The following is a 17,978-nucleotide window of genomic DNA, read 5'->3' as shown; positions in this document are numbered from 1 at the left end:
AGGAGGTGACCTTAGAATGAAAACAAAGAAAATAGCAGCAGTACTCTTAACATGCATCGTGGCAATCGGTTTGATGGCAGGATGTGGAGCAAGCAATACAAACCAGTCTGCTTCTAATAATGACAGCCAGTCTATAAGTACAAACCAGTCTGGAAATGAAGAAGCGGATACAAATTCCGAAAACACTACAGATACAACAGAAAATACATCAACAGGAAATGGAAAAATATTGGTTGTATATTATTCAGCTTCAGGAAATACAAAAGATGTTGCTGAAAAGATAGCAAAAATTACAGAGGCAGATCTGTTTGAAATAGAGCCTGTGGAGCCATATACAGATGATGACCTTGACTGGACAGATGATGACAGCCGGGTGTCAAGAGAACATGATGATGAGAGCTTAAGAGATGTGGAACTGGTGTCTACAACAGTTGATAACTGGGATTCATATGATACGGTATACATTGGCTATCCTATCTGGTGGGGAATTGCAGCATGGTCAGTAGATAACTTTGTAAAAGAGAATGACTTTACAGGAAAAACAGTCATCCCATTCTGTACAGCAGCGACCTCGGGAATCGGTGACAGCGGTAATCTTCTGGAAGAGATGACAGGAACAGGTGACTGGAAAGAAGGGGAACGATTCCATGGTGGAGCGTCTGAATCAGATATCAGTTCATGGATAGACAGTCTTGGATTATAAAAGAATAAAAAAATATTTGGAGGAATCGTAATAAGTAAGACATAACCTTTAGGTTTAAACTGCCTAACAAAGAGAGACTTCTGTCCGGAGTCTCTTTTTCTTATACTTACAGTAAAGTTTGAAATATAGAAAAGGAAGATAAAGATGGAGATAAGAATTTTAGGAAGAGACTTAGAAGTATCAGAAATCGGATTTGGATGTATGGGAATGAGTCATGCATATGGAACTGTTTCAACACAGAAAGAAGCAGAAGAATTGATTGAAAAAGCGATCGATGAAGGCTGCACATTTTTTGATACGGCAGAGATATACGGAACAACAGAAGACCCTCATCACAATGAAAAACTGCTTGGGAAAGTGTTAAGGCCATATAGAAACAAAATTGTCCTTGCATCAAAGTGTGGGATACGTTTTGATGAAACTGCAACAACTGTAAATAAACCTTTGATTCCTGATGGACGACCGGAGACGATTAAAGCATCGATTGAGGGATCTTTAATGAGACTTAACACAGACCATCTTGATTTATATTATATTCATCGTATTGACATGACTGTACCGATTGAAGAGACGGCAGGAGCTATGAAGGAGTTAATGGAGCAGGGAAAAATCACACACTGGGGGTTATCAGAAGCCAGTGAAGAGATTATTCGACGTGCACATAAAGTATGCCCGGTTACAGCGATTCAGAACAGATATTCCATGATGTACAGGGATTATGAGAAATTATTCCCGGTGCTTGAAGAATTGAAAATAGGATTTGTTGCATTTTCGCCGCTTGCAAATGGATTACTGACAGCAGCATATCATTCCCATGGGGAATTTGAAAAGCCGGGAGATTATCGAAGCGCAATGCCACAGTTTACAGAAGAAGGATTAAAGGAAAATAATGAATTTATGTCCTGGATGAAAGTGATTGCAGAAGAAAAAAATGTCACGCCTGCACAGATTTCTCTTGCCTGGATGCTTGCAAAGAAACCATATATCGTACCAATTCCGGGAACAAGAAAAGTAAATAGACTGGAAGAAAATATGGAATCAGCAGATATAAAGCTGACTCAGGATGAAGTAAAATCTATTGATGAGATGCTTGCCCATATGCCGATGTCGCAGGTGTTTGGAGGTTCAAAAATACAGAAGAAATAAAAGAGGTGAGCAATGAAAACAAGGAAAAAGATAACCATCGGGGTAATAGTGGCTTTCTTAGCGGTAGTCATGGTGGGTTATATCTATCTGTTTACAGGGGCTAAAATAAGTAAAGGAGAATAGAGATAATGAAGAAAATGTTAGTTGTATATTATTCCTGGTCAAATGGAAACACGAAAAGAATTGCAGAGCAGCTGACTAATGGGACAGGTGCAGATATTGCGAGAATCGAAACAACAGAGCCATACAGCGGCAGTCATGAAGATGTGGTTGAACAGGGAAAAAGAGAGGTAGAGGCAGGCTTTATGCCTCAGATCAATCCGATATCTGTAAATCTTGCTGATTATGATGTGATTGCTATCGGAACTCCAACGTGGTGGTATACGATGGCACCTGCAGTGCTTACATTTTTGACAACAAATGATTTTACAGGAAAGACAGTGATTCCATTTATGACAAATGGTGGATGGCCGGGGCATGTTATAAAAGATATGGAGGAAAATTGCAAAGGAGCTGCCTTTGCACATGAAATGCAGATTCAGTTTGATTCCAAAGGAAAAGATCATCTGGAAACTTCAGAAGAGGTGATTACAGAATGGATTGGGCAGATAAATACTGATATAAACAAATAACCATAAGGAGAGATAAAACAATGAGAAAAAATTTTGGAGCAAAGCCATTTTTATATCCACAGCCGGTTATGATTCTGGGAACCTATGATGAAAATGGAAAGGCAAATGCAATGAACGCTGCATGGGGCGGAATTGTAGGTGCAAATGAGATTATTGTAGATTTGTCTGCCCATAAGACAACAGACAATATTATAAAAAATAAGGCTTTTACAGTAGGGGTGGCAGATCTTGAACATCTGGTTGCCTGCGATTATGTGGGAATTGTTTCTGCAAATAAAGAAGCAGATAAGATGAAAAAAGCAGGCTTTACTACAACGAAAGGTGAATTTGTAAATGCACCAATCATCAATGAACTTCCATTGACTCTTGAGTGTGAACTTGTAAAAGTCATTGATGGCAGCAAGTATCTTGCGGAAATTAAAAATGTAAGTGCAGATGAGAAATATCTCGGTGATGACGGAGAAATTGATCTTAGTAAGTTTACACCAATTACATATGATCCGGTACATCACGGATATTACAGACTTGGAGAACGTGTGGGAAATGCTTTTAAGGATGGAGCAAAGTTAAAATAAGGACAGGTGATTAAAGTGAAAAAAATTGTACAGACAGCAGGAAGAAACGCACTGAATGAATTTGCACCACAGTTTGCACATTTTAATGATGATGTTTTGTTTGGAGAAAACTGGAATAATCAGGATATTGATGTAAAGACAAGATGTATTATAACAGTCACAGCACTTATCGCTTCAGGAATGATTAATACATCTTTAGTACATCATTTTGAAAATGCAAAAGCTCATGGAGTGACTCAGAAAGAAATTGCAGCCGTGATTACCCATATAGCATTTTATGCAGGGTGGCCAAAAGGATGGGCGGCATTCAATCTTGCAAAAGATGTCTGGAGTATAGACGAAGGTGATCTTTCATATGAAGATGAAGCAATGAGAGCTCATGCTAAAAAAATGATATTCCCGATTGGAGAGCCAAATGATAAATTTGCACAATATTTTACAGGGAAAAGTTTTTTGGCTCCTGTGTCTACGTCACAGGTTGGAATTTTCAATGTGACTTTTGAACCTGGTTGCAGTAAACTGGATTATGTAGCATAAGAGTGTATAGCGTGTCTGTAGTCTGATTTTTGCCATAAATAAGTACAGGATACACAGAGAATAGAAAAGAATGTGTATTCAGTTAAATAAGAAATAGATAGCTGGTATGAGAGAACAAGGAGTCTTTCATACCAGTTTTTTTGTGGGAAAAGGGATAGGTTGCACAGAATCTGCCAGGAGATTTCAGTAGGTTTGGTGAATAGCTTTCTCCCAGAAGTGTGGTATAGTCTTGTGCTTGGAACAGGAAAACTACACAGAAGGGAGACACCGATATGACAACACAGCCAGATATCATCTGGAATGAGCAATGCTTGGGGATACGGATAGGAGAACAGGTTTGCACCTATCTGAAAAAGCATGATGCGGAATACCAGAGACTGCAAAATAAAATACTGGAACTTACAGAGAGGTATCCAGTAATAGAAACATTTATGGAGTCGAATCAGGCAATCAGTCTAACGACAGAAGAGCATAAGGCAGTGCATCAATATTTCCGACTGGAAAGCGAAAAGGAAATGATAGAAGAACAGTACCATTTTTATATGGGACAGGCTCAAATGATCTCCTATGGAGCAATGCTTGGAAAAATTAAAAAAGCAATATTGGGAAATGATGACGGTGACACAAAGAAACTGCTGGAGTTGCTGCTGGATACCTGGATTGATGAGGTTGAAGATCAGCTGAAAGAAAATACAGTGTACCAGGGAATGCTTGAAAAAATATCGAAATATGAAGAACAGGTTCAGACAATGGGATTATCAAAAGAAAAGCGAAAAACAATAGACAAATACGTTACTGAAGTTAGTGAGAGATGGATATTATATGCGGAATCTTTATATCAGGCTGGCATGCAGAAAATTCTGGAACTATTAAATTTGTAAAAAAGGGACGGATAAAATGGGGAAGCACGAAAGGAACTTCCCCATTTGTCACTTCTATTCATCTTTGCCATCAATGAGAAATATGTATGAAACCTGAAAGATTTCAGCAATGGCTTTTAATTCAAGATCAGTGACATAACGCTTGTTTGTTTCGATTCTGGTGATTACATTTTTATCCATATCGTAACCAGCTAACTGGAGTTTATAGGCAAGATCACGCTGAGACATATTGTGGGTCTTGCGAAGTTCAATCAATCGCTGGCTAATCAGATTCTTCTCACCAGACTGTGTCCTTGGCTTTGGCATCTTAAATCTCTTCCTCTCTGGTAAAAGGATGGCTTGTCTCACTTTTTGCACCATCTGTATTGATTTTAACGATTGGACAAGGTAGAATCGGTTGTAAAAGTGAGACAAGGACAGAAGAGAAGGGAGAAATATATGGAGCAGGCAAAAATAGAGCAGCTTGCATTTTTATATCTATGCAGCGAGCATGATAAAAGGTTATTGCTGAAAAAAGAAAAAATGCCGTTAGCTGATTTTGACAGGTTGACCTACTTGATTTACCATTTAGGTTTTAAGGAATATCATATAAAAGTATGGATGGAATTTGCTGGGGACTTCCAAAAGGAATGGGATTGCCTGGAAGCACTTCAGGAAACAGGTGGGTGTGTTGGAAACATAGATAGTACAGAATCAGAAGTTAAACTCCATGAGATGTGGATTCAGGATTTTTGCAAAAGCACACCAAAAGAGATCGGAGAGTGGATACAAGACCTAGATTATAAATAAAAAATATGATATCATTAGTGGTAGAAATCGAATTTTGTTAGGAAATGATACGATAATGAGTAGTGATAAAGAAATTGCTCATAGCATTGCGATATATAAAGCTATAGGGGGATGTTATGACAGAACAGCAGTATAAGGATTTATTGATAGCAACAGCAAAGATGAGTGATTATGAGCATAAAGATGAGGTGGTGGAGGCGCTTAAAGTTGCTTCTGTTTCATTTCAAAAGGAATGGGCTTTTACATATCATTTGCCAGATCATCGTCAAGAGTATATTATTATTAGCGTTGTTCCAGATAAATTAATTGTCTTGAAAGAACATGAAGATTTTGTTGATGATTTGTGCAAACAGGTTTATGAACCAAACGATTATAATGAGTATAGCGGATTGGTATTAAAACCCGGAATACTTAATATTGCACCAGAAGAAGTAAGCCAAGAGATACTTTTTGATGATATACAAAATCGGATAATTGATGAAATTCGAGAAGCAAAGTTCTCAATTTGGATAGCAATGGCATGGTTCACCAATAAAAAAATATTTGATGAATTATTGAAAAAAAGAAATGAAGGGTTAGATGTAAAAATTATTATTGATAATAATCGTGTTAATAAGGAGAAACCTTCGTTCACTTTGGAAGATCACTTTGAGGTTTATCGGGTGGATGTGATGTCAGAGCGGTACAAAAATATAATGCATAGGAAGTTTTGTGTGATCGATTTAGAAGTTGCAATGCACGGTACTTTCAATTGGACAAACGCTGCAAACTATAATAAGGAACATTGGGATGTAGATCATAATAGAGAAACAGCAAAAACATTTGCAGAAGAATTTGTGAAAATGAGAAGAGATGCTGAATTGTCGATGTTGTGGCTTGATTTTTGAATGGAGTATGTTCATGGATTTAAAAGAATTTTATTTTCAAAATATAAAGGAATCCGAATACCATTATCGTTTTCTGGAATCTGTTAAAAAGGTAAATTATACATATAATATTTTTTGTGGTGAAGAGGAAACTCAGAATTATCAATTTGAGATTTATGATGTTGAAGAAGCAATAACTAAATTTAAAGAACTGTGTCAGCCAGATGTTGATTTTTCAGGTGAAAATAAATGTTGGTTTTATCTAATAACATATTATCTACATATGCTCGGTTATGAGATAAAAGAGTTTCCTAGAATACTAGCAAGGCCCCCTGTTGATCCAACAGACTTTACATATAGAGATATTAGAAATCGAATTATTGCTCTAGGTGGAGATGATAATGGAACTGTTCGTTATGCGACTAGAAGAACCTTTGTAGCAGATCTGACATTTGAGCAAAAGTCTTGTAATATTGAGGTGAACGATTCTATAAATCAGAAATTTATTGAAATTTCTACTAGACAGGCATCTTTCAATAGTATGCATATAGATGAAAAAATTGCTGAGATTGCAAACCTTATTGAAAACCTGTTGAAACAAGATGGAAAATTTATCACACCAGAATATGAAGATGTATGTTGTGGCTTCATTGACGATACGATAGTAAAGAATTATAGAAAGAAAATGCAGTGCTTTAGACATTGCACAGATGAAGCAATAGAGGAAAGAAAGACATACTCCGAAGAACAAAAAAATTTCCTTGTTGATTATGGACTTACAATGGTAAAAGCTATTCATGAATTGGTGAAATAAAGAATAGTAACATAGGCAGCTAGTAGGAACATTTTAAAGCAGTATTTATGTGCTACAAGAACAGAAATAGAGAATCCAAGTTATAAATTAATTAAAAGTGATAGCATACAGTTATGCATATTTGTTTGTAAATATACATAACTGTATTTTTTATTACGGGCAGGGCTCTTCGGGGTTCTGCCCTTTTTCTCTTTTTCCAGACCAAAAGACCACCTGCTGGAAAAGAACAAGAAAAACCAGAAAGGATGTGGTGACTTATCATTATAGGAATTGACCATGGATATTATGCCATAAAAACTCCCCATGTATGTTTCCCGACCGGACTGACCGGATACGATTACGAGCCGTATACCATGCAGAATGTCCTGCAGTACAATGGGAAATTTTATGTGTGTGGAACCGGGCGGCAGACGCTGGTGAGAAGTAAGACTTCCAATGACAATTATTATCTTTTGACAATGGCAGCCATTGCCCAGGAAATCCGCTATCGCCGGGGAGAGCGGAAAACAGATGTAGTTCTGGCAGCCGGTCTTCCACTGGCAAGTTTTGGCAGGGAGAAAAAAGGCTTCCGGGAATATCTGTTTCGGAAAGAGCAGCCTCTGCGTTTCCGGTACGAGGATGAGAGCTATGAGATCCGGATTCAGGATGTAAAACTGTTCCCACAGGGATACTCAGCCCTGGCTCTCCACCCGGAATGTGTTCGGGACGAGCCTTCTGTTCTTCTCGCAGATATCGGTGGCTGGACCGTAGACCTGATGCGGCTGGACAACAGTGTTCCAAATGCCGCTACCTGCCGCAGCCTGGAACTTGGTGTGATCCGGTGTGTGGATGAGATCACCGAGCAGGTACGCAGAAATACCGGACTGTCTGTAACGGATATTCAGATCGAACGTGTTCTGAACGGCCAGAGCTGCAGCATGGACCCGGCCGCAAAAGAAATCATTATCCGGCAGGGAAGGCTCTACACGGAGAAAATACTGTCTGCAATTATGGAAGCTGGGTTCGATCTGAAGGCAATTCCGTCCGTGATCATGGGCGGCGGAGCCAGCATTCTGAAACGGCACGTGACACCGCAGGACGGGCTGTGTCGGCAGATTTACCTGACAGACGTACACGCCAATGCTTCCGGCTATGAGCGGATTGTGGGGCAGATGTGCGCGAAGTAAAGAGACCTGTTTTCTCGTTCCGCCTGAACCTTGATAACCCAGATCACAAAAAGGCATGGGAGATCCTGCAAAGTGTTCCAGATGGACAGAAGAGCAGCTATCTGGTTCAGGTGATTTTAAAAGATCAGGAAAACAACCAGCTGGAGAAAAGCATCCGGCAGGCAATCCGGGAAGAACTGGCAGGTGTTTCCATTTCTGGCTCCGGGGAGAGTGTTTCAAAAAAGGAAGAAATCCCGTCCCAGATGCTGGATTTTCTCTCCGGGCTTGAGGATGCATTCTGAAAAAGTCAAGTCTTTCCTGGTGATAAAATAGCCAAATTTCAAGCAGTCAAATTAGTATAAATCACGGATTTTTGAAAGGGGTGATGCCTATTGAATGTTATTGGATCTGCATCCTTTGGGAGCTTTTGAGAGCCTCATATTCGTTGGGTATTGTGAATAGCTTTCTGTCACGTTTTAGGGTATGTTGTATGTAGAAAAAAGAAAGGAGAACGAACACAATGGAGATGAAAAACATATGCGGAAAAATCCCGGTAGAGCTGCATGAAAAGCTAAAACTGGAAGTCGAAGAGTTAGGAATCAGCATACCAAAATACCTTGAAATGGTAATCGAAGAACACATGACAAGAAAAGGAGAAAAGACGAACATGGCAGATTTAAGAACAGTAGCAGTACAGGTAACCGAGGATTTATTTTCCAGACTGAAAGCAGTCCTCGCCAGGAATGGCATGAAACAGAAAGACTTCTTAATCGGGCTTATCGAAGATGCAATCGAAAAAGAAGAAGCCAAATGGAAAGCAGAGTCAGAGGAAGCCGAAGAAACAGAAATGGAAGATCCTGAGACTGCGAAATCAGAACCGGATGAAGAGTCAGTAGAACCTGAAGCAGAAGAGCCTGAGACAGAAGCACTGGAAGCTGAAACAGACGGAGAAATGACAGAACCGGACGAAGCTGAAGCAGATGAAGAGCCGACAGAGCCAGAAAACGAAGAGCCAGCGGAAGCAGAGCCAACAGAACTGGAAACCGAAGAAGCAGAAGAATCTGAGCCAGAGGAAGCGGAATCAGAAGAATAGACATCACAAAACAGAAACCAAGAGACGGAAACGGTGCAGAGAAATCTGCACTGTTTTTTTCGCAGCGAAGGGAGGCTGATAGCCGGAACAATTCGATTTTTTGACCTGTTCAGTGGAATCGGAGGATTCCGAGAAGGGCTGCACAGGGCAGGGGGCTTCACCTGTGTCGGACACTGTGAAGCAGATGCATATGCAGACCACAACTACCGGGTGCTGTTTGATACGGAAGGAGAGTGGTTCTGCAATGACGCAAGAAATATTGAAACAGAACGAATGCCGGACTTTGATCTTTTATGTGCGGGATTTCCTTGCCAGGCATTCTCAATCGCTGGACGAAGGGAAGGATTTGCCGATGCAAGAGGAACCCTTTTCTTTGAAGTTGCCAGACTGGTTGCAGACAAACGACCTGCGTATTTTCTCCTTGAAAACGTACCCGGTCTGCTTTCGCATGACAAAGGGCGGACGTTTCACACCATCCTCAGTACGCTATCTGAACTGGGGTATCATGTCGAATGGAAAGTGCTTAACAGCAAGGATTTCGGAGTCCCCCAGTCAAGGAAGCGGGTGTATATTGTCGGATATCTTGATGGAAGATGTGCCGGAAAAATATTACCTTTCCCAAAAGCAAATGGAACAGCTCTTATACAAGTCCATGCTGGCAAACAGGGAGAAAGAGTCTACGCAGAAGAAGGACTGAGCTGCACGCTGACCAGCGGGGCTGGTGGTATGGGCGGCAAGACCGGATTATACGAAGTCGGTATCCCAATCAAGGAAAACACCCGAAAAGGATACAAGATGGCCTACGAGGGGGACAGCATCGATCTCGGATATCCGGGAATCAACAGTCGCAGGGGGAGAGTCGGGCATGAGATCGCCCATACCCTGACGACCGGAAACCAGCAGGGAACACTGCATTTTGTAGATATCTCCCCTCCGCCGCTGGTGACAGACGTTGCAAGATGTCTGAATACCAGACAGGATTCCAGCATCCATAACCACAGAGGCGAAAGTTCCGGGGTGCTGGTGGAAGAACCGCCAAGGGCAGTGCTGACACCGGCCAAGGAAAAAGTCCGCCAGAATGGAAGAAGGATGAAAGAACCGGAAGAGCCAATGTTCACCATTACGGCAACTGACCGTCATGGAGTGATTTACCACGGCAGAATCCGCAGGCTGACGCCAAGGGAGTGTCTGCGGCTGCAGGGATATCGGGATGGTCAGATTTCCAAGATGGAAAAAGAAACATCGGATAACCAGCTTTACAAGCAGGCCGGTAATGGTGTCACTGTCAATGTCATTGAAGCAATAGGCAGAAATTTGAAAGCAGTAGATGAAGAGATCCAAAGCGGCTCACCTGTTCCAGAAGCGAAGGGTGGGTGAAGCAGATCGACCTAAAAGACCAGTATTTTGGTACAGAGATTGAGATGACAGGTATCAGCCGCTATGATGCGGCTGTTGCGATTGGAAGAATGTTCGGAACAGAGCCATATCATATCCGTTCTTACGATTCCTGGTGTGTAAAAGATTCAGATGGAAAAACGTGGAAATTTTCAAGAGACAGCAGTATCGACTGTGAAAGGCTGGCAAATGGTACTGTAATAGATGCCGATGGAGATTATTCGACAGAAATGGTATCCCCGAAATTGGAATATTCGGAAATGGGGAAACTCCAGGAAGTGGTGCGGTGTGTCAAAAACGCAGGTGCTTTTGTCAATTCATCCTGTGGCATGCATGTCCATGTGGACGCATCCAATCATACACCAAGGAGTCTGAAAAATGCACTGACGATCATGTACTGCAAAGAGGATATTCTGTTCAAAGCCTTAAATGTACAGACGAGAAGGGAAGATGAGTATTGTCAGAAAGTCCGTCCTATGGTATTGGAGAAGATCCGCCGGATGCCAAACAGCACCATCACGATGGAAAAATTCAAAAGGGCATGGTATGAGGGAAATGACGGAAGCTCCGAGCATTACAACTGGACAAGGTATTATGCCTTAAACCTACATGCTGTTTTTTCCAAGGGAACACTGGAATGGCGTTGTTTTGAAAGCACCCTCCATGCAGGAAAAGTCCGGTCAAACATTACGCTGGCACTGGCCATATCCGCACAGGCGATCAACCAATCCTGTACCCATGCCAAAAAGACGGAGATTGGGGATAACCCGGCATTTACATTCCGTACCTTTCTACTTCGTCTCGGATTGATCGGGGACGAGTATAAAAATGTGCGGAAGCATCTGCTTGTCAATCTGGACGGGGATAAGGCATGGCGGTATGACAAAAGCACCTATGCCTGTCTGCAGAATCCAAGACGGACAGAAGATGCAAGATAACAGAATAACGAGAACAGACCGGCCGGGTGGAAACATCCGGCTGTTCTTATGCAAAATGAAGAAAAAGAAGAAAGAGGTAGAAAACATGAAGAGTAAATATCGATTCAGGCGAATCCTTTCAGGGGTGATGGCGGCAGTCACCATCTTATCCACGGTCATTTCACCGCTGACGGTGTATGCTTCGGAAGAGCCGAAAGCGGCGGAACCGCCAGCGTATGAATCCGTAAAGGATCAGCTGGATGAAAATGAAGTGGTAAAAGCCACCGATCTGGAGCTGGAAGTCGGACAGGACTTTGATGTTTCCACGGATTTTACAAATTTGGAAATCAAGGACGAAAGCAAAGTCAAAGTGACATTCCAGAAAGCAGAGAATGACGCCGGGGAGAACTTCAGCACCAGCCATGCAGACACTTACCATGCCGTTTATTATGTGGAGCCAGTCAACCAGAACCATCCGGTTTATCAGATTGGGAGAAACCTGATCGTAAAAGAGCCTGTGGCAGCGTCTCAGAGTGAACCACAGACAGAACAGGCAGTTACAGAAGAGGATACAGGTTCTGATGATGAGGAAGCTGCCTCGCAGGAAGAAACTGAGACAGAGCCTGTAGAGACAGAAATTGTTGAGCCGGAGACAGCTGAATTTGAAACAGAGGAAGCGGAGACAGAAGAACCGGAAGAAACAGAACCCGAATTTCAGGACGGACTTTCCGAATCCGAGTTTGATGCTGCATTAGAGGAATCCGAAACAGAAAATACAGCCGATGAAGAATCCGGGCTGACACTCAGCGATGTCCTGGAGCAGGCAGGGGAACAGGATATTGACCTGATGGCAATGGAAGATGGGGAAACCGTTTCATTCACCGCAGTCAATACCAGTACAAGGGCAACACAGGACGTAAATGTGACAAGAGGGACTGCATACTATTATGCAGACTACGGTCTGGGTTCCTACGTAACTTATAAATATACTGTAAAATTTGGAAACGTGTCTGCAACTGCCTACTGTGTGCAGCCGTCCAAGGCAGGACCAGGGGATGGTGTCTATAAGATTACCAAACTGGGTGACAGCAAAGCACTGGCAAAAGTATGCTACTACGGCACAAAAGCATCCGGCGAAAATGGATTTTTCTCAGAGAAACATCCTGATTTTTCCGCTGGAAAACAATTTATCATTGTCCATCTGGCAGCGTCTTATGCCAATAACAGCGGTGACGCTTTTTCCGGTACGAATGCAACCGGACAGGCTCTTGCAAAAGAACTATATGATTACTGTATGAGCCAGCCGGAGATCCCGGAAGTGGACATGAGTTTCTCCAATGCAGATGTTACCGCATATATCAGCGGCAACAGCCAGAGAACCGAAGAGATCACCTTTAAGGCATCTGAACTGCAGACCATCACCATGAAACTGCCGTCCGGTGTCAAACTGCATAACGTGACAACGGGAAAAACAAGCAGTGCAGGTGCATCCGTGGAGATCTGCGGCGGTACCAAATTCTATTTATCGGCACCGCTGACACAGGCTGTGGATGTCAAAGGGGAATGGTCTGTTACCATGAAGGGAAGCATCATCAAAGACTATTCCGCTTACAAGATCACAACCGGAAGCGAGACACAGGACCTTGCCCTGGTATTTGGCGAGGGCGTGACCGATGAGAAGTATGTAGATTTTAAAGTGTCATGGGTAAAACAGGCAACTCTGGAGATCGTAAAGAAGGACCGCAAGAGCAACAAAGCCATCGCAGGTGCAGTTTATGGCGTTTACAGTGACAAGGATGGAAAGAACTTGATCACAAAGATGCCGGCCACAGATGCCAACGGAGCTTCCAGCGTTACGATCACCAAAACACAGGATACCGTATACCTGAAAGAGATCTCCGTACCAAACGGATATCTGCTGGATATCAAAGCCTACGATGTGAAACTGGTCATCGGGGATACTGTAAAACAAACCGTTACCGATGCAGAGCAGATGGCAAGCCTGACTGTTTATAAATTAGGAGAAGTCCTGACCGGAGCAAAGGTAACTGATGATGATGTTTCCTTTGTTTATACAGAGCAGAGACAGAAAGGTGCGGTTTATAACGTTTATGCCGCAGCGGACATTGTATCCGCAGATGGAACTGTCATTTATAAAAAAGACGCACTGGTCAAAGCCGGACTTACTACTGGGGATGACGGAAGTGCCACACTGGATAATCTATATCTGGGAAAATATGTGGTAAAAGAAATGCAGGCACCACAAAATCTGGTATGCACAGGAGAAAGCCAGGAGATCACACTTTCCTATGCCGGAAGCAATGTAGAGAAAGTCATGGGAAGCGTAACATTCAAAAATGCCCGCCAGAAAGCAAGCGTGAGTGTATATAAACAGGATAAAGAAACTAAGAAATATCTTCCGGGAGGTACCTATGGTCTGTATGCCGGAAATGACATCAAAGCAGCGGACGGAACCGTTGTGGTCAAGAAAGATACCCTCATTGAGAAGACAGTGACCGGAACAGACGGAAAAGCCGTATATCAGGCAGACCTGCCGATCGCCAACAGCTACTACATGAAAGAGGTGGCTGCACCGGCCGGATATACCAGAAACAGTGAGGATGTGTACTCTTTTACGTTCCAGTACACCACAGACAAAGAGGCAACCGTTTCTTTCAGCCACACGTTCCAGAACGAGCGTGTCAATGCGAAGATCAAACTGGTAAAAGAGGATTCCGAAACCGGAAAGACTGCACAGGGAGATGCAACCCTTGAGGGTGCGGTTTACGGACTGTATGCCCGTGAGGATATCGTTCATCCGGATGGACAGACAGGTGTCCTTTACCCGGCAGGAACGCAGATTGCAACCCTGACTACGGATGCAGATGGAAATGCAGAAGTCGCAGACCTCTATCTCGGAAAGTATTACGTGAAAGAATTGACGCCGCCTGTTGGATATCTGGCAGACCCGGAAGAACATGATCTGGAGTGTAATGACGAGGGAGATCTGGTTCAGACGGTAGAACGTACCGCAACTTCTCTGGAAGATGTGATCAAACAGCCGTTCCAGGTCATTAAAGCAGCCAACAATGGTAAGACCGATGCCGATCTGTTAAAAGGTGTGGGATTCAGTGCATATCTGGAGAGCAGCCTGAAGAAAAATAAGGACGGTTCCTATGACTTTGCATCTGCAACTCCGGTTGTACTGACCGCAGACGGACAGACAGAAATGTTCACGGATGAGCGTGGATATGCATGCTCCATTCCGCTTGCATACGGAACCTACATTGTAAGGGAGACCACCACACCGCACAACTTCACGCCAGTCGATGATTTTAAGGTTGTGATCTCAGAGAACTATCCGGATCAGCCGCAGGTATGGCGTGTGCTTCTGGATAAAGAGTTTGAAGCAAAATTAAAGATCATCAAAAAAGACGATGAGACAAAGAAATCTGTCCTGGTTCCGAATACCGAGTTCAAGGTATACGATTTGGACAACAAAAAGTATGTGGAACAGGTAACCACTTACCCATCCACTACGGTACATAAATCTTATTTTACCGATGAAAATGGATACCTGATCCTGCCGCAGAATCTTGCTTGTGGAAATTACCGCATCGAAGAAGTGACTGCACCAGATGGATATACCCACAGCACCAATACCGTGGAAATCAAGGTAGACAGTGATACCGCATACCAGGAAGATCCGGTCAGCGGTGACCTGATCATCGAGGTGGATTTTGAGAACCACCCAGCTAAGGGCAGACTGACCATCCGCAAAGAAGGCGAAGTAGTCAAAGGTTTTGATAAAGATTTTACTTATGAGGAAGCCAGCCTTGCAGGAGCCGTGTTTGAAGTTTACGCCTCCGAGGATATCTATACCGCAGACCATCAGACAGATGAGAACGGCAACCGTTATCTGGAATATGCCAAGGACACACTGGTGGCAACGGTAACGACCGATGAAACCGGAAGTGCCGTAATCGAGAATCTTCCGCTCGGAAAATACCGTGTAGAAGAGAAAAAAGCACCGGAAGGATACACCTGGAATGCCAAAGGAGAAGAGGTAACCTTTACCTATGCCGGACAGGATACCCCGGTTGTAGACGAAGAAGTGACATTTACCAATGAACGCCAGAAGGTAAGCATCACCGTGGAAAAACAGGATGCAGAAACCGGAAGCGTGGTAGCTGGAGCCGTCTTTGGTCTTTATAATAAGAATGAGATCAAATCCGGTGACAATGTAATCGTGAAAGCGGACACCTTATTACAGGAGATTACAAGCGATGAAAAGGGACAGGCACACTTCACCCTGGACCTGCCGCTTGGAACTTATTATGTAAAAGAAATTTCTGCACCGGACGGTTTTGTATCCTCTGATGAGGTACTGGAATTTGATGCCACCTATCAGGGACAAGACATCCAGACCATTAAACTGAAATCGATTAAGAAGAACCAGCCGACGACCATCGAGGTGACAAAATCCGATCTGACCACAGGCGTGGAGTTGAACGGAGCATCCCTTTCTGTTCTGGATGAGGATGGAAACGTGATCGACAGCTGGACTTCCGTAAAGGATGAGCCTCATGTGATCAAATATCTGACTGTTGGAAAAACCTATATCCTCCGTGAATCCCTTGCACCGCATGGTTATTTAAAGACTACGGATGTGAAATTCACCATCGAGGATACCGCAGAAATACAGAAAGTGGAAATGCAGGACCATGTACCGAAAGCACTGCTGATCGTAAACAAGAAGGGCGAATTCCTCGATAAGATCACCCTGCTGGATAACGTCAAAGGTGTTGTGGAACATTTCTTTGAGTACATTACAGGAAGCCTGACAGACGTTACCTTCGAAATCCGTGCTGCCGAAGATATCAAAGCAGCTGATGGCGTAAGCCCGGACTATTATTCCAAGGACGAACTGGTAGCAACTGTAACTACCGATGCAAACGGTGTTGCAGAAGTATCTGACCTTCCGGTTGGAAAATATTATGTCAAAGAGGTAGGCACAGCATATGGTTATATCCTGGATGAAGAACCACGATATGTAGATCTTTCCTACCGCGATCAGGATACCCCGGTTGTCGTATACGATGAGGACTGGCAGAACAACCGCCAGAAGGTGAAAGTGAACGTCCTGAAGAAAGAAAAGGATACCGACCGTGTATTAAAAGGCGGCATCTTTGGATTGTACACTAGGAACGACATCCTGTCCGCATCTGGAAAGGTGCTGATGGAAGCAGATACCCTGATCGAGTTAAAAACAACAGATGTAGATGGAAAGATTTCCTTTATTGCAGACCTGCCGATTGACGGAACCTATTATGTGAAGGAGCTGTATGCACCGGATGGATTTGTCACCACCGGAGAAGAACAGGAATTTGTTTTTGAGTACCAGGGAGACAAAGAAGCAGAAGTGTCCTATGAGTTCGTATTTGAAGATGAGCCGACAACCGTGGAACTTTCCAAAACCGATCTGACCACAGGCGAGGAACTGCCGGGAGCCAGATTACAGCTGACGGATGAAAACGGGGCTGTTGTTGAGGAATGGACATCCACCAAGGAGCCGCACATCATCAAAGAACTGGTTGTAGGAAAATCGTACACCCTGACAGAAACCAAGCCGGCCGATGGATATGCCACTGCGGAAAGCATCACATTCACCGTGGAGAATACTGTAGAGATCCAGAAACAGGTAATGGAAGATGATGTGACCAAAGTGGAGATCAGCAAAACGGATATTACCGGAGATAATGAGATCGAAGGAGCCAAACTGACCATCACAGATGAAAATGGCAACATCGTAGAAACCTGGACTTCCGGTAAAGAGCCGCATTATATCGAAAAACTTCCGATTGGTAAATACACCCTGAAAGAAGAGCAGGCTCCAAACGGTTATGTCGTTGCAGAGGAGATCACCTTCGAGGTGGCAGATACCGCAGAGATCCAGAAGGTAGCCATGAAAGATGACACCGCAAAGGGACGCCTGATCATTGAGAAAACAGATAAGGATACCGGAGCAGCACTGAAAGATGCAGAATTTGAACTGAGGGATGCGGATGGCAAAGTGGTAGAAACCCTGACCACTGATGAAAACGGCCATGCAACCAGCGGACTGCTTGCAATCGGAACTTATAAGGACGGCAAATTTGATAAGGCAGCCACCTATTATCTGGTTGAGACCAAAGCACCGGAGGGCTATCAGCTGGATGAGACCAAACATGAGGTGACATTTACCTATGTAGATGACAAAACTCCAGTGATCGAAGTCATCCAGAAAGTGACGAACGAGAAGCTGCCGGAGGATACCCCGTTTGTAAGCAACCCGAAAACAGGCGATGACACCAACCTCTGGATTCCGGCCCTGTGCCTGATTCTTTCCGCAGGCGGTCTGATCGGCATGGGTGTGGCATCCAGAAGAAAGAAGAAAAAAGGGGGCAGATAGGCTGAAACAATTATATTTTGCGTATGGAAGCAAC

At 43.4% G+C, this 17,978-nt stretch carries 15 protein-coding genes and 1 pseudogene; 15 read left to right on the top strand and 1 reads right to left on the bottom strand.

Annotated elements, in window-relative coordinates; genetic code table 11:
• The first annotated feature begins 16 nt into the window (after positions 1-16).
• From NQ489_RS11795 to NQ489_RS11770, 6 genes and pseudogenes are all read left to right on the top strand, one after another.
• Positions 17-703, top strand: coding sequence for a flavodoxin (locus NQ489_RS11795; protein WP_021650493.1), 687 nt, complete (start codon positions 17-19; stop codon positions 701-703).
• A 144-nt stretch (positions 704-847) separates the two neighbouring features.
• Positions 848-1,849, top strand: a complete 1,002-nt coding sequence (locus tag NQ489_RS11790) for an aldo/keto reductase (protein ID WP_021650494.1) — start codon at positions 848-850, stop codon at positions 1,847-1,849.
• Positions 1,850-1,977: 128 nt separating this feature from the next.
• Entirely contained in the window at positions 1,978-2,481 is a 504-nt protein-coding gene (locus tag NQ489_RS11785) for a flavodoxin (RefSeq protein ID WP_021650495.1), read from the top strand.
• Between the two features lie 20 nt (positions 2,482-2,501).
• Positions 2,502-3,056: a flavin reductase family protein gene (locus NQ489_RS11780; RefSeq protein ID WP_006426948.1), complete on the top strand. Its 555-nt coding sequence runs from the start codon at positions 2,502-2,504 to the stop codon at positions 3,054-3,056.
• 15 nt (positions 3,057-3,071) lie between these two features.
• Positions 3,072-3,569 (top strand): annotated as a pseudogene (locus NQ489_RS11775) (carboxymuconolactone decarboxylase family protein); the annotation flags it as partial.
• A gap of 296 nt (positions 3,570-3,865) precedes the next feature.
• Positions 3,866-4,474, top strand: coding sequence for a DUF6664 family protein (locus tag NQ489_RS11770; RefSeq protein ID WP_006428269.1), 609 nt, complete (start codon positions 3,866-3,868; stop codon positions 4,472-4,474).
• A 54-nt stretch (positions 4,475-4,528) separates the two neighbouring features.
• Here the strand turns inward: NQ489_RS11770 and NQ489_RS11765 are convergent, their stop codons facing one another.
• The gene (locus NQ489_RS11765) at positions 4,529-4,780 is read right to left on the bottom strand and encodes a helix-turn-helix domain-containing protein (protein ID WP_015513363.1); all 252 of its coding nucleotides are present in this window, start codon (positions 4,778-4,780) and stop codon (positions 4,529-4,531) included.
• Between the two features lie 132 nt (positions 4,781-4,912).
• Between NQ489_RS11765 and NQ489_RS11760 the strand changes: the two genes are divergently transcribed.
• The 9 genes from NQ489_RS11760 to NQ489_RS11720 all read left to right on the top strand — a co-directional run bounded on the left by NQ489_RS11760 (position 4,913) and on the right by NQ489_RS11720 (position 17,944).
• A complete protein-coding gene (locus NQ489_RS11760) occupies positions 4,913-5,263 on the top strand; it encodes a hypothetical protein (RefSeq protein WP_006428271.1) in 351 nt (116 codons plus the stop codon).
• A 116-nt stretch (positions 5,264-5,379) separates the two neighbouring features.
• Positions 5,380-6,150: a phospholipase D-like domain-containing protein gene (locus NQ489_RS11755; RefSeq protein WP_015513364.1), complete on the top strand. Its 771-nt coding sequence runs from the start codon at positions 5,380-5,382 to the stop codon at positions 6,148-6,150.
• 13 nt (positions 6,151-6,163) lie between these two features.
• The gene (locus tag NQ489_RS11750) at positions 6,164-6,943 is read left to right on the top strand and encodes a hypothetical protein (RefSeq protein WP_015513365.1); all 780 of its coding nucleotides are present in this window, start codon (positions 6,164-6,166) and stop codon (positions 6,941-6,943) included.
• Positions 6,944-7,200: 257 nt separating this feature from the next.
• Entirely contained in the window at positions 7,201-8,109 is a 909-nt protein-coding gene (locus NQ489_RS11745) for a ParM/StbA family protein (RefSeq protein ID WP_198013382.1), read from the top strand.
• Complete coding sequence (locus NQ489_RS11740) at positions 8,097-8,390, top strand: hypothetical protein (RefSeq protein WP_006428275.1); 294 nt, start codon at positions 8,097-8,099, stop codon at positions 8,388-8,390. Before NQ489_RS11745 ends, NQ489_RS11740 begins: the two co-directional genes overlap by 13 nt.
• 218 nt (positions 8,391-8,608) lie before the next feature.
• Positions 8,609-9,181 (top strand): hypothetical protein, encoded by a 573-nt coding sequence (locus tag NQ489_RS11735; protein ID WP_006428276.1) that lies wholly within the window; start codon positions 8,609-8,611, stop codon positions 9,179-9,181.
• Between the two features lie 75 nt (positions 9,182-9,256).
• Entirely contained in the window at positions 9,257-10,558 is a 1,302-nt protein-coding gene (dcm, locus tag NQ489_RS11730; protein ID WP_147554346.1) for a DNA (cytosine-5-)-methyltransferase, read from the top strand.
• 44 nt (positions 10,559-10,602) lie between these two features.
• Positions 10,603-11,514, top strand: coding sequence for an amidoligase family protein (locus NQ489_RS11725; protein WP_044960794.1), 912 nt, complete (start codon positions 10,603-10,605; stop codon positions 11,512-11,514).
• A gap of 85 nt (positions 11,515-11,599) precedes the next feature.
• Positions 11,600-17,944 (top strand): SpaA isopeptide-forming pilin-related protein, encoded by a 6,345-nt coding sequence (locus NQ489_RS11720; protein WP_227945528.1) that lies wholly within the window; start codon positions 11,600-11,602, stop codon positions 17,942-17,944.
• Positions 17,945-17,978: the final 34 nt, after the last annotated feature.

The organism is Blautia sp. KLE_1732_HM_1032 (assembly GCF_025147905.1).
GTDB classification, from domain to species: domain Bacteria; phylum Bacillota; class Clostridia; order Lachnospirales; family Lachnospiraceae; genus Blautia_A; species Blautia_A fusiformis.
The sequence above is the reverse complement of the archived record's forward strand: the minus strand, read 5'-3'. Positions and strand labels throughout refer to the sequence as shown.

Coding starts and splice junctions, on each gene's coding strand:
- NQ489_RS11765 (WP_015513363.1), bottom strand. CDS start 4,780: ATGCCAAAGCCAAGGACACAGTCTGGTGAGAAGAATCTGATTAGCCAG.
- NQ489_RS11725 (WP_044960794.1), top strand. CDS start 10,603: ATGACAGGTATCAGCCGCTATGATGCGGCTGTTGCGATTGGAAGAATG.
- NQ489_RS11785 (WP_021650495.1), top strand. CDS start 1,978: ATGAAGAAAATGTTAGTTGTATATTATTCCTGGTCAAATGGAAACACG.
- NQ489_RS11755 (WP_015513364.1), top strand. CDS start 5,380: ATGACAGAACAGCAGTATAAGGATTTATTGATAGCAACAGCAAAGATG.
- NQ489_RS11750 (WP_015513365.1), top strand. CDS start 6,164: ATGGATTTAAAAGAATTTTATTTTCAAAATATAAAGGAATCCGAATAC.
- NQ489_RS11790 (WP_021650494.1), top strand. CDS start 848: ATGGAGATAAGAATTTTAGGAAGAGACTTAGAAGTATCAGAAATCGGA.
- NQ489_RS11735 (WP_006428276.1), top strand. CDS start 8,609: ATGGAGATGAAAAACATATGCGGAAAAATCCCGGTAGAGCTGCATGAA.
- NQ489_RS11795 (WP_021650493.1), top strand. CDS start 17: ATGAAAACAAAGAAAATAGCAGCAGTACTCTTAACATGCATCGTGGCA.
- NQ489_RS11760 (WP_006428271.1), top strand. CDS start 4,913: ATGGAGCAGGCAAAAATAGAGCAGCTTGCATTTTTATATCTATGCAGC.
- NQ489_RS11720 (WP_227945528.1), top strand. CDS start 11,600: ATGAAGAGTAAATATCGATTCAGGCGAATCCTTTCAGGGGTGATGGCG.
- NQ489_RS11780 (WP_006426948.1), top strand. CDS start 2,502: ATGAGAAAAAATTTTGGAGCAAAGCCATTTTTATATCCACAGCCGGTT.
- NQ489_RS11770 (WP_006428269.1), top strand. CDS start 3,866: ATGACAACACAGCCAGATATCATCTGGAATGAGCAATGCTTGGGGATA.